Source organism: Pantoea sp. 1B4 (assembly GCF_016925765.1).
GTDB lineage: Bacteria > Pseudomonadota > Gammaproteobacteria > Enterobacterales > Enterobacteriaceae > Pantoea > Pantoea agglomerans.
In genome coordinates, this window is the sequence record NZ_JAEUWZ010000003.1 from 104365 (window position 1) to 116787 (window position 12423).

Here is a 12423-nt window from a genome sequence, read left to right on the forward strand (position 1 = left end):
CACTCGGAGTTTCAGAACTGATTTGCCCCCAGTATTAGATACAACGATCAGTTACTAATGTCGGTTTGTTTACCTTCTGATTTTCCATTTCTCCAGCCTACTGCAAATTCAGCTGGAGTCTGGTAATTCAGCGATGAATGAGGTCTTGACTCTTTATAGTCCTGCCGCCAGTCATTAATAATTTTCCGGGCATGAAGAACATCGCTGAACCAGTGCTCATTCAGACATTCATCCCGAAAGCGGCGGTGATCGTCAGACACTCTTTTGTGAGATCATTCACGCAGATCAGGCACTTAATCCGGCGGCCGCTGGCAAGTGCATTCATGACAAAATCCATCGACCATGTCAGGTTCGGCGCATCCAGGCTAAGAATCGGAAGCCGCTCAGTCGCCAGCCCCTTACGGCGTCGCCTGCGCTTTACACCCAGGCCGTTAAGGTGATAGATGCGGTATACCCGCTTGTGGTTGACGTGAAGGCCCTTCCGGCGCAATAACAGCCAGATGCGCCGGTAAACAAAGCGACGGCGTTCAGGTGCCAGCTCTGTGATGCGTAAAGACAGCTGTGCGTCAGCAGCGGGACGCTGAACCGAATAACGGCAGGTTGAAAGAGACAGACCTGCCAGCCTGCAGGCACGCCGTTGCGACAGTCCCGCTTCATCACACATGACCTCCACGGCTTCCCGCTTCTATCTGAACCTCGCGTTCAGCAAGGCTTGCAGGCAGCTGATAGTTGCCTTGCTTGCCACGGCGGCGGTCAGCCATACCCAGCGGACCGTCTGTATAATAGCGCTGAAGCAGGCGACGACAGTGCCTGTCTGAAATACCTGGACGCTCAGCAGCGAGATGGGTTGTCAGCCGCCGGTCGACAACGTCCTGAATAACTCTAAGCCGGTTAACTTCGTTCATCGTGAAAAACTCCGCACAAGAAGCCGTCATATCAGGATACTCAGCAGGTAGCCCGAAGCGGCCAGGTTAGCTTTGCCTGCATAAGCAATATGCGCATAATAATAAATATGTAAAATATTAATGATTTGCGATAGTGTGAAGGGTTGTTGCTCTCTCTTCTTTTCTTAAACAGCATCTGTATATACTCCATTATCACTTCTTCTCGTTCCCTCCCTGTCGTACGGTTTACACATTGAGAGAATAATTTATTATCTCTGGAACGGTAAAATCTACACAGGGAGAGTGAAAATGGATGCTGCACTACTTTCAATGATGCGTTCAGGTGGCCGCAACCGGGCATGGGCCGAAACAATGGTTAATCTGGAAGCGAGAAAGCTGGTAGAAGCCGCTAACGTAATTTCAGGCTTTCATCTGCGCGACAGCCTCACGCGACTTCAGTTTGTTCAGGAGATCAGGGATGTCGTTGAGAAACAGTTTGCCGCAGCACGTCAGGCCAGGACCGACGAAGACTGTATAGCCTGTATAAAAAACCTACGGGAAGAGACTGAGAACCTTCGTGAACAGGATCGCCTGCTACGGATGCAGACCGCAAAACTCATCGCTAAAGTGGAGTTTGTCCGGGACAATAACGAAATTGTCGGGTACGTCATATCTGCGGTACATATCGTTTTATCCGGGGTTGCCATGTTTGGCGGGATGATCATGATCTCTTCCATGATCCCCATCGGTATGCTAGCCGGTGCCACGCTGTTCATTGACGGCGTAAATGGCATATCGAAGGAAGTCAGTCATCTCCGTTACGGCAAAGAGTCGCACTCTGAAGGAATTTTTGCAGATGGGGTAATAGAGGCTGCGCAGTTCATGGGATTCAGCCCGAATACAGGAATGGCACTTTACAATGCGGCTACACTGAGCGCCAGTGTTTACAGTGTTTTTGGTCTGGCAAGAAAACCCGGCGCGTGGCGTCTGTTCCGGTGGTTGCCCCGTGATTATTACCGGAAAGTTGACACCATGAGCAGACCAAAATTAACGATGAAAATCGTGGACTATGGCGTCAAAGCGAAAGTGGTTTTTGACCTTCTCACGACCGATCAGCAGAGTCGCTAATTTCTGTTCGCTCTCTGGTATCGCCAGGACTTATAAGACAACACAGGCGGTTGTACAAAAATGGCAACCGCACAACCGCAGAGCAGCGCAATTCCGCCGGAAAAAACGGTCTCGCTGGAGCCAGCAAAGAGCAAAAAAATAAAGATAGCAAGACAACACAGCACAACGGTCAGCGCTATTGTGAAGCGTCTGGACAGATCCTGAATGGCATCCCCCAGGGAACCGCCATAACTTTCCAGGTTGTTTTTGACTTTTCGCAGGTCTGCGGAGCTAAAGCCTGAGCGCAGCAGGGCATCTTCACTTACTATCATTGCTTTTCATCCTTAAAATGCTCCAGGGAACACCACAAGATATAACAAAAAGTGGTCCGGTTATCGATCCCGGTTTTCCCCACATTGACCCGACTACTATTAGATGTCATACGTGAGATTCCCCTACAAATTATTGATAATATTACACCTAAGTCATCGCACAGCCAGGAAGGAATTTGTCATGTGTTCCAGCTTTTTCGGGTTTTACGGCGTATCAAAACAGACCGTAGCTAACGTTTTCATCTCTGCCAACACAATATACGTTTTTGATGCCAACATCCTCCTGACCCTTATTAGTAGTAAATCCTGATAAGATTTGTAGCCCTGTCAAAAATAGGTGTGTACAGCCAAATCCGCCCTCCCTACCGCATCCTTTCACTGGCAAGATGATAAACATCGCTGCGCTCGCGTTTACCCACAGCAACAACGGCAATCACCAGCTGGTCGTCTATTACCTGATAAACCAGGCGAAACCCGGACGCTCTGAGTTTGATTTTATAGCAGTCTTTAATCCCACGTAGTCTGGCAGAAGGAATATGGGGATTGTCACAACATTTCTTCAGTTTTTTGGCAAACTGCTGCTGGAGAGATTTGTCCAGCTTCTGCCATTCTTTAAATGCCTCTTCCCTGAATTTGACGGTATAACTCACAAAAGCGCATCCAAATCGACATCAAGCAGACGCTGGCCGCTGCGCTCACTGACCAGCTTAACCAGTTCCTGATCGTCAAGGGCATCAAGCATCTGCTCATAAAGCTCAGCTGGCACGCAATAGAATGCAGGCTGGTTGCGGTTGAGAATGGCGACCGGATAACCGTCCCCGGCATTAACAGTAGCCATTGGATTTTTTTTCAGTTCGCTTACGCTGGCACTGATATCGCTTAAAATCATGTTTGGCATAGGGCCTCCAGGACTGCTTAACAGGTTTTAATATTATCAGGGTGGAGACCAGTTAACCAGTCATTTCCCATTTACAGAATTCGTTAGTGTAAACACTTACTCGCTTCAAAAAAAAGTAAACGCTAATTCTGTTAACAGTAAAAACTGTTGAGTACAATTTTCGCAACCCCCTGCCGCTTTCACCTCTCCTCTTTCCCAAGAGCAGCATGACAAACGATGAAAAGCACCAAACCACAGACAGGCTTTTAGTTCTCCTTCTCACCACGGCCTGAATGTGGTTTATGTCCTGTGGCTCACCATTCAGGGCTTCAGGATGACTTTTGTCCAGCCATTATCACGATCATCGAAATGCTTATAGCCTTCGGGAGCATCTGCCAGTGCAAGACGATGCGAGATAATCTGTGCCGGATTGGCTCTGCCCTGATGGATAAGCCTTGCGAGCTGACGGTTATAGGCTTTCACATTACACTGGCCGGTCTTCATTGACTGACCTTTAAACCAGAAAGTACCAAAATCGAAAGGCACTTTACCTTCTTTAGCCAGATCGGTTGCTCCTCCGGGATCCTGTGGAACAAAAACGCCTACCGTACCAATGCCGCCCGTGGCTTTGGTTGAAGCGACAAGGCTATTTAGTGTGGCGGAGTTATCCTCGTGGCCATGTTTATTGCAGCATTGATAACCTACGCATTCGCAACCACAATCCGTGCCGCGGCCATTGGTTAATTCAAGGATTTTATTTACCGCATCATCACCCACACCATTGATTGCCACAGCGCCCATTTGTTCGGCTAATGCCAGTCTGTCTGGATGGGTATCGACCACAAACACCTGCGATGCGCCTTTAATCATCGCCGAATGCGCTGCCATTAAGCCGACAGGGCCAGCGCCGTAAATGGCAACACTCTCTCCCGGGCGTAATCCTGCCAGTTCAGTGGCATGCCAGCCGGTAGGGAAAATGTCCGAAAGCATAACGTAGTCTTCCTCCTTTTCTGACGCATCCGGAGGCAGTACCAGACAGTTAAAATCAGCAAAGGGAACGCGAAGTAACTCAGCCTGTCCACCCTCCCATTCACCCATCTCCGCAAAGCCATAGGCGGCACCGGCCGTACCCGGATTTGCCGTCAGACAGTAACCGGTTAATCCTTTCTCGCAATTTTCGCAGAATCCGCAGCCGACATTAAAGGGCAGGCAGACATAGTCACCGACTTTAATTCGCTCAACTCCACTGCCGATTTCAATAACCTGTCCCAGATTCTCATGGCCAAAGATGCGCCCCTGCTCGAAGCTGGTTCGCCCTTCGTACATATGCAGGTCGGAACCGCAGATATTGGTGGTGGTAATACGGACAATAACATCGGTGGGACGAACGATTGTGGGATCCGGAACGTCTTTGACTGAAACGTCAAAAGGTCCGTTATAGACAACTGCTTTCATGGTGTTCTCCTCTCATGCATGATCAGTTTTGATGGCGGCGACTGCATGACTTTTTGCTGTCGCGACCCTCTTCGTGATGCTGCTTTTTCCATCAAACTGCTTGATGGAATATGTGAGTGTAGAACAGTTTATGAAGCGGTCGGGTGAAACAAACATGCTGTAACTCTTTGAAATATAGGCGCCGCTTCGTTAAATTCTCATTTGGTTCCTCTGTTTATCGAGGCATCAGCACCTTAAACAGCGCACTACTTTTCCTGCCTGATAGAGATTATCGAGCCCCCGATTTCTCTTTTCATGGCTGTCGATAATGCCGGATGAACACACGGAAACAGGCAGAGTTTGTCATAACACACTCCGCCTGGCCCTACCTTACTGCTTATCCAGCGACCAGGTTGCACTGCGGATATCGACCTTCACTGGTAACAGACCAATCTGGGTAAACTTATCGGCCAGAGCCTGCTGCTGCGTGAAGACTTCAGGTGTCATCCGCTCAGCCCCGAACGGCATCCTTGCCAGCGCCCGTTGCCAGATCGGCTGCGGCAGACCGGTTGAGGTGGACATGATTTTTGCCGCCTCTTCCTGATGTTGATTGGCCCAGGTACTTAGCGACCCAAGCTCATCCACCACCTGGCTGGCGATTTGCGGCCAGGTTTCCGCAAACTTACGGCTGGCAAGATAGAAGGTGTAGTGTGGCACCAGGCCTTCGGCATTTTTAATCAGCCGCGCGTGGGCGTTGGTTTCAACTTCTGCGTAGTAAGGATCCCAGATTACCCAGGCATCCACTGCACCGCGCTGGAAAGCGGCACGCGCATCCGCGGGTGGCAGATAGACCGTTGTAATGTCTTTATAGCTCAGCCCCGCCTGTTCGAGCGCAGTGACCAGCAGATAGTTAACGTCAGAGCCTTTATTCAGCGCCACGCGTTTGCCTTTGAGATCCGCCACGCTTTTAATGGGGGAGTCGGCGGGCACCACAATCGCCTCAGTTTTGGGGTTGGCGGGAGAATGTGCCAGATAAACCAGATCGGCCTGTGCGGCCTGAGCAAAAGTCGGTGGCGCGTCGCCGGTTGCGGCCAGATCGATACTGCCGATGTTCAGGCCTTCCAGCATCTGCGGCCCGGCCGGGAACTCAATCCAGTGAACCGCAATCCCCTGTTTCTTAAATTCCTGATCCAGCGTGCCGCGATATTTCAGCAGGGCGAAGATATTGGCTTTCTGAAAACCAATGTTAACTGTTTCGGGTTTCTCTGCTGCTGCCTGGGTGTTGAACGCTAATCCCGCCTGGGCGGCAATAATTAATGCGCTAAGCAAAACTCTTTTCATCTCTCATTCCTGAGTCTGGTTGTTGTCAGCGCAACATAACAAACGCAGGTTGAAGCGCTTAGCGATCAAATGTTCGATGCTTAGCGAAAAAAACGCTATGGATGCCAGACCGACTCACGTACCCGAATGGCGCGACTCAATAGCCCCAGTGCATAGAAGCGGTCAGCGATGGTCTGCTGTTCCCGGATGATGGCTAAGTTCATGCGCTGGGTCTGGTGGCTGCGCCGCGCTAAGGCATGCATCAGTGAAGGCGCTGATATCCCGAGTTCGGTGGAGAGCAACGCAGCGGCTTCAGCACGGTGTGCATCGATGTAGCGGCCAGTCTGCTCCAGCGCGGTGAGCAGAACCTGCAGCAGATCGCCCGACTGCGCGGCGAACCCGCGTTCGGCAAGGTAAAACTGATGATTATTGACCCGGCCGGTGCCATCAGCGATCACCCTGAACTGTCCGCTGTTCTCTGCATCGCTGAGCAGCGGATCCCACATCATCCAGGCATCCACTGCGTTGAGATCGCTGGGCGTCAGCGGATATTTGGGCGGTGCATAGACGATGCGCACATCATCCAGCCCTAAACCCGCTTCATCCAGAATCTGCAGCAGCAGATAGTGAACGTTGGAACCACGATTTACGGCGATGCGTTTTCCTCTGAGATCGCCAATCTGCTGAACCGGGCTGCTGTTCGGTACCAGCAGTGCCACGCTCTGCGGCGCGGCGGGTTCCCAGGCAACATAAACCATCGGGCTGTTGCTGGCCTGCGCAAACAAGGGGGGGGAACTTCACCGGTCGTCCCGAAATCGATCTCCTGTTGGTTCAGCGCATGCAGAAGCTGCGGACCCGCAGGAAACTCACTCCACAGCACGCTGACGCCTCTATCGGCCAGCTGCTGTTCCAGTGACTGGCGCGCTTTCAGGATGCCGAGGTTGCCAAATTTCTGATAACCGATGCGCAGTTCCCGCTCCCGTTCGGGCTGCTGATTCAGAGAAGTGTCGCGCTGACGCAGTGAAGTGCGGCGCGGTTTAATCACTCCCAGATGGCCCAGTTGGGTGCGCAGTGTATGACGACTGATGCCAAGCAGCGCGGCGGCCTGCAGTTGATTGCCCTGAGTGAGTTCCAGCGCATTCTTTATCAGCGCCTCGATCACCCGGGGATAGAGCGGTGTTTCGCTCTGCTGCATCTGCTGCCGTAAAAACTGATCCAGCGCCTCCTCTCCCGGTGGCAGCTCGCTACCCGTGAGGTTATTCAGCCGAAGCTGCTGCGGCGTGACCAGCGAGGTTTTGCTGAGCAGGACGGCATTATGCAGGGTGTTCTCCAGCTCGCGGATGTTGCCCGGCCAGCTGTAGTTCATCAGCGTGGCGACAGCATCTTCACTGAGACGTAACTGAGGTCGGCCCAGACGGCGCGCATAGAGCTGCAGGAAGTGAGTGGCCAGCACCGGGATATCTTCGCATCGCTGGCGCAGCGGCGGCAGCGTGACGCTGGCCACATTCAGCCTGTAGTAAAGGTCTTCCCGGAAGCGCCGTTCACGAATCGCCACCGCCAGGTCGCGGTTGGTGGCCGCAATGACCCGCACATTGACCTTTACAGCCCGGGAGGAACCCACACGGGTAATCTCGCGTTCCTGCAGCACGCGCAGCAGCTTTACCTGCAGCGACGCGCTCAGTTCACCGACTTCATCCAGCAGCAGCGTCCCGCCCTCTGCCGCCTCAAACCAGCCGCGATGCCGATCCTGTGCGCCGGTAAATGCCCCTTTCTCATGACCAAAGAGCTCCGACTCCGCCAGACTCTCAGTGAGGGCACCACAGTTGACCGCCAGAAATGGCTGTCTGCTGCGGGCGCTGTGATGATGCAGATAGCGCGCCATCACCTCTTTGCCGGTGCCGGTTTCACCAATGATCAGCACCGTCGCGTCGGTAGGCGCAAGCTGATCCAGCACGCTTTTAAAGGCGCGCGATGCGGGGTCAATCAACTCAGGGCTGGTAATCTGCATCTCATTTACCGGGTTAACAGGAAAGCCATGACCATACCGCGTGGCTAACGCGGAAACGAGAGGCTAACCGGACCGGATTGTTGCCAATGCAGCAGGCTGTAACTTTACCTGTCGCAAATGCAGCAATATGCATCAAGCGAAATTATGAATATATCGTTGAATTAATGAGATAAATATTAAGTAGCAGACTGGCACGCATCCTGCTAACAGCTATATAACTAAAGAATTTATGCCTATGTATTAAATTCAAATATCGTTATAAAGGAATCTGCTAATGAGTCATGCGACACAGGAAAACCTCAACCTCTTCTGGTTTCTGCCCACCCATGGCGATGGGCGCTATCTTGGCACCACCGAAGGCGGCAGAGCAGTCGATTTACCCTATTTACAGCAGGTTGCGCTGGCGGCAGATAATCTGGGCTACTACGGTGTATTAATCCCGACCGGTAAGAGCTGCGAGGATTCCTGGCTGGTCGCCTCTGCGCTGGCACCGATCACCAAAAAGCTGCGCTATTTAGTGGCCGTGCGTCCTGGCCTGCAACCGCCAAGCCTGGCGGCGCGTATGGCGGCTACGCTGGATCGGCTTTCTGGCGGACGTTTACTGATTAACGTGGTCACGGGTGGCGATCCGGTGGAGAACAAAGGTGACGGCATCTTTCTGAGTCATGAAGAGCGCTATCAGGTGACCAGAGAGTTTCTTGAGGTCTACTCGCGCCTGCTGAAAGGCGAGAAGGTCGATTTTTCGGGTGATCACATCCGCGTGGAAGGCGCTGAGATCCTCTTTCCGCCGGTGCAGGAAAATGGCCCACCGCTCTATTTTGGTGGCTCGTCTGATGCCGCTATCGACGTTGCGGCGAATCAGATCGACACTTATCTGACGTGGGGCGAGCCGGTTGAACAGGTAGCGGAAAAACTGGCGGTAGTTCGTAAGCGGGCGCAGGAGAGTGGCCGTAGCCTCTCCTACGGCATCCGGCTGCATGTCATTGTCCGTGAAACCGAAGAGGAAGCCTGGGCGGCGGCCGATCGGCTGATTTCTCATCTGGATGAAGAGACTATTGCCGCCGCGCAGAAGATCTTTGCCCGCATGGACTCAGCCGGACAGGCGCGGATGAGCGCGCTGCATCAGGGCTCGCGAGACAGCCTGCGCATTGGCCCCAATCTCTGGGCAGGCGTCGGCCTGGTGCGCGGCGGTGCGGGTACTGCGCTGGTGGGGAGTCCGCAGCAGGTAGCCGATCGCATCCGGGAGTATCAGGCGCTGGGGATCGAGAACTTTATTTTCTCCGGCTATCCGCACCTTGAAGAGGCGCACCGTTTCGCTGAACTGGTGATGCCGCTGTTACCGCTGGCTGCCAACGCCGAAAAGAAACAGCGCAGCGTGAACACCGGTCCTTTTGGTGAAACCATTGGCGGCGACCGTCGTCCTGATAAACAGGCCAGCGCCAGTTAACAGAAGAGAAGGTTCGCTTATGTCACAGCAGCAGATAGTCATTATCGGCGGTGGTTTTACCGGCACCGCGCTGGCGATCCATCTGGCCCGGGCTGGCCAGGCAGGGTTGCATGTGACGGTGATTGAACCACGAGCGCAGCTTGCTCAGGGTGTGGCATACGGCACCACCGATCCGGCCCACCGCATCAATGTGCCAGCCGCCAGAATGCAGCTCGCTGGGGATGAGGAGGGCATATTTGACCGCGACTATCGCGCATCGCCCGCCTTTCAGGCCGACCCGGACGCGTTGTGGCGTGACGGCAATGTCTACCCGCAACGCGGGGAGTTTAGTCGCTGGGTCAATGCGCAGTTTGTGCATCAGCAGCAGCATTCGCCGGTAAAACTTAGTCATCTGCGTGATAGCGCGGTTGCGCTGCAGCATGGTGTAGTGACCACAGCCTCAGGGCAGAAGATCCGGGCCGATCAGGTGGTGCTGGCCATCAGCCATCCACTGCCGGACCTGCCTGCGCTGCTGAAGCCCTTACAGGGGCATCCGGGGTTGATTGCCAATCCCTGGCAGAATGGCGCGCTGGCACAGGTCGCACCTGACGATCGGGTAGCGATTATCGGTTCAGGGCTGACCATGTCCGATGTGGTGGCATCGCTGCATCGCCAGCAGCATCGCGGAGAGATTACCGCCTTCTCACGCCGTGGACAGCTGCCGCGAGCCAACCTGAGCGGCAGCGATGAGAGCTACACCCTGGATTACAGTCAGCCACAGCCCGCCAGCGCACGTGGCTGGTTACATCGGGTGCGTCAGGAGGTAAAACAGGCAGCCGCGTTAAATCTCCCCTGGCAGCTGGTGCTGGATGATATCCGCCGTAACGGCCAGCGTATCTGGCAGAGCCTTTCACTGCATGAGCAGCAGCGTTTTCTGCACCATCTACGCCCCTGGTGGGATGTTCACCGCTACCGGATTGCCCCGCAGGTAAGCCAGATACTCAACCAGCAGCAGGCGAGCGGTCAGTTGTCACTGCTGGCGGCGCGTCTGATGGGCGCGGAAGCGGTGGGAAACAATCTTCAGCTGACGCTGCGCCGGCGTGGAGCGCAATCAGAAATCCGGGTGGTGGAAAAAGTGATTGTCACCACCGGGCCAGCGCACAACGCACTGCTTAAAAGTAACGCGCTGCTGCGCCAGCTCCACGGCGACGGCGTGATTCAGCCCGACCCGCTGGCGCTGGGCATCCAGGTTAACGCGCTGTCACAGACGCTGAATGCGCAGGGTGATGCCAATCCTCATCTCTATGTAGCCGGGCCTGCCGCGCGTGGTCGCTTTGGCGAACTCATGGGATTACCGCAGGTTGCAGAACATGCTGAGTCCGTAGCACGGCAGCTACTCTCCACCACGCCGCTGCCCATCAGCGAGCGATGTCCCGGCTCACTCATCTACTGAATCACCCTTCTGGAACAATCACTAAAAGGTGGGCGGCAAGCGATTGCCGCATCCGCCCAGGAGTCGCTATGTCATCGCAACGTGAAATTCGCCTGAATGCTTTCGATATGAACTGTGTCGGTCATCAATCGCCCGGCTTATGGGCGCATCCCCGGGATCGTTCCTGGCAGTACAAAGATCTGGAGTACTGGACCGACTTAGCACGCCTGCTGGAGCGCGGCAGGTTTGATGGACTGTTTATTGCTGACGTGCTTGGGGTCTACGACGTGCTCAACGGCAATAACCAGGCCGCGATTCGGCACGCCACGCAGGTGCCGGTAAACGATCCGCTGGCGTTAATCACGCCGATGGCGCTGGTTACGGAACATCTGGGCTTTGGCCTGACCGCCTCACTGTCGTTTGAGCACCCCTACCCTTTTGCGCGACGGATCTCGACGCTGGATCATCTGACCAAAGGCCGCATTGGCTGGAATATTGTAACCTCCTATCTGGAAAGCGGTGCGCGTAATATCGGACATCAGGCTCAGACCGACCACGATGCGCGCTACGACTATGCCGATGAATATCTGCAGGTTATCTATAAGCTGCTGGAGGGAAGCTGGGAAGATGGCGCGGTCCTGCGCGATCGTGAACGTCATATTTTCAGCGACCCGAATAAAATCCATCCGATTAATCATCAGGGTAAATTCTTCCAGGTGCCCGGCATCCATCTGTGTGAACCTTCGCCGCAGCGCACGCCGGTACTTTACCAGGCAGGCGCCTCCAGCCGCGGTAAAGCGTTTGCGGCGGAGCATGCCGAATGCGTGTTCGTAGCGGCCCCTTCGAAAGTGCTGCTGAAGAAAACCGTGGCGGATATTCGCCGGAGAGCCGCTGAAGCGGGACGCGATCCCCGTTCCATACTGATCTTCAACGTGCAGACAGTCATTGTTGGCGAAACCGACCTGGCGGCGCAGGCCAAATGGCAGGAGTACAAACGCTATGTCAGTTACGAAGGCGCGCTGGCGCTGATCTCAGGCTGGACCGGCATTGATTTCGGGCAGTATCAGCCGGATCAGGTACTGAAACATCTGCACACCAATGCGATTCAGTCGGCGGTTGAGACATTCTCCACTGCCGATCCCAACCGCCAATGGACGGTGCAGGGCCTGGCAGACTGGGTGGGCATTGGCGGATTTGGTCCGCTGCTGGTGGGCAGCGCCGAAACGGTGGCCGATGAGCTGCAAAGCTGGGTCGAAGAGACAGACGTCGATGGTTTTAACCTCGCCTACGCCGTGACGCACGAAACCTTTACTGACGTGGTGGAACTGCTGGTGCCGGAACTGCAAAAGCGTGGCGTCTACAAGCAGGAGTATCAGCCCGGCACGCTGCGTGAAAAGTTATTTGGCCAGGGGCCGCGGCTGGCGTTGCCGCATCCGGGTGCCGGTTATCGCCGGAGTGCTGGTGTGGAACAGCCAGCAGCCAGGGTGGAAGTTTCATAACAGAGACGGCTGGCTGTCCGGCATGAATAACCGGCGCATAGCAAAGCGCAAAGAGGCATGAGTGCGTCTTGTCGCCGGTTGATGACAGGCATTACCGGACCGGT

At 54.5% G+C, this 12423-nt stretch carries 9 protein-coding genes and 3 pseudogenes; 4 read left to right on the plus strand and 8 right to left on the minus strand.

The features are described from left to right. Positions 1–47 precede the first annotated feature (47 nt). Positions 48–685 (minus strand): annotated as a pseudogene (locus JNO11_RS20235) (integrase core domain-containing protein); the annotation flags it as partial. A 19-nt stretch (positions 686–704) separates the two neighbouring features. Continuing rightward, a pseudogene (locus JNO11_RS20240) lies at positions 705–935 on the minus strand (helix-turn-helix domain-containing protein); the annotation flags it as partial. 258 nt (positions 936–1193) lie between these two features. On the opposite strand from JNO11_RS20240, the gene JNO11_RS20245 reads away from it, so the two are divergent. Beyond that, on the plus strand, positions 1194–2012 hold the full coding sequence (locus JNO11_RS20245) for a DUF4225 domain-containing protein (protein ID WP_089415112.1): 819 nt from the start codon (positions 1194–1196) through the stop codon (positions 2010–2012). Here JNO11_RS20245 and JNO11_RS20250 read toward each other — a convergent pair. From JNO11_RS20250 to JNO11_RS20275, 6 genes and pseudogenes are all read right to left on the minus strand, one after another. Then, a complete protein-coding gene (locus JNO11_RS20250; protein ID WP_033759977.1) occupies positions 2009–2323 on the minus strand; it encodes a hypothetical protein in 315 nt (104 codons plus the stop codon). The two genes, JNO11_RS20245 and JNO11_RS20250, sit on opposite strands and share 4 nt — an antisense overlap. 362 nt (positions 2324–2685) lie before the next feature. After that, positions 2686–2973, minus strand: coding sequence for a type II toxin-antitoxin system RelE/ParE family toxin (locus JNO11_RS20255; protein WP_010257115.1), 288 nt, complete (start codon positions 2971–2973; stop codon positions 2686–2688). Next, complete coding sequence (locus JNO11_RS20260; RefSeq protein WP_033774093.1) at positions 2970–3221, minus strand: type II toxin-antitoxin system Phd/YefM family antitoxin; 252 nt, start codon at positions 3219–3221, stop codon at positions 2970–2972. Before JNO11_RS20260 ends, JNO11_RS20255 begins: the two co-directional genes overlap by 4 nt. A 300-nt stretch (positions 3222–3521) precedes the next feature. Continuing rightward, the gene (locus tag JNO11_RS20265) at positions 3522–4655 is read right to left on the minus strand and encodes a glutathione-independent formaldehyde dehydrogenase (RefSeq protein ID WP_325177751.1); all 1134 of its coding nucleotides are present in this window, start codon (positions 4653–4655) and stop codon (positions 3522–3524) included. 369 nt (positions 4656–5024) lie between these two features. Further along, a complete protein-coding gene (locus JNO11_RS20270) occupies positions 5025–5975 on the minus strand; it encodes a sulfonate ABC transporter substrate-binding protein (RefSeq protein WP_325177752.1) in 951 nt (316 codons plus the stop codon). A gap of 95 nt (positions 5976–6070) precedes the next feature. Next, positions 6071–7962, minus strand: a pseudogene (locus JNO11_RS20275) (sigma-54-dependent Fis family transcriptional regulator). 274 nt (positions 7963–8236) lie between these two features. On the opposite strand from JNO11_RS20275, the gene ssuD reads away from it, so the two are divergent. From ssuD to JNO11_RS20290, 3 genes are all read left to right on the plus strand, one after another. Then, positions 8237–9409, plus strand: coding sequence for an FMNH2-dependent alkanesulfonate monooxygenase (gene ssuD / locus JNO11_RS20280; protein ID WP_033774089.1), 1173 nt, complete (start codon positions 8237–8239; stop codon positions 9407–9409). A gap of 19 nt (positions 9410–9428) precedes the next feature. After that, positions 9429–10841, plus strand: coding sequence for an FAD-dependent oxidoreductase (locus JNO11_RS20285; protein ID WP_325177753.1), 1413 nt, complete (start codon positions 9429–9431; stop codon positions 10839–10841). A 68-nt stretch (positions 10842–10909) separates the two neighbouring features. Then, on the plus strand, positions 10910–12319 hold the full coding sequence (locus JNO11_RS20290; RefSeq protein WP_325177754.1) for an LLM class flavin-dependent oxidoreductase: 1410 nt from the start codon (positions 10910–10912) through the stop codon (positions 12317–12319). Positions 12320–12423 lie beyond the last annotated feature (104 nt).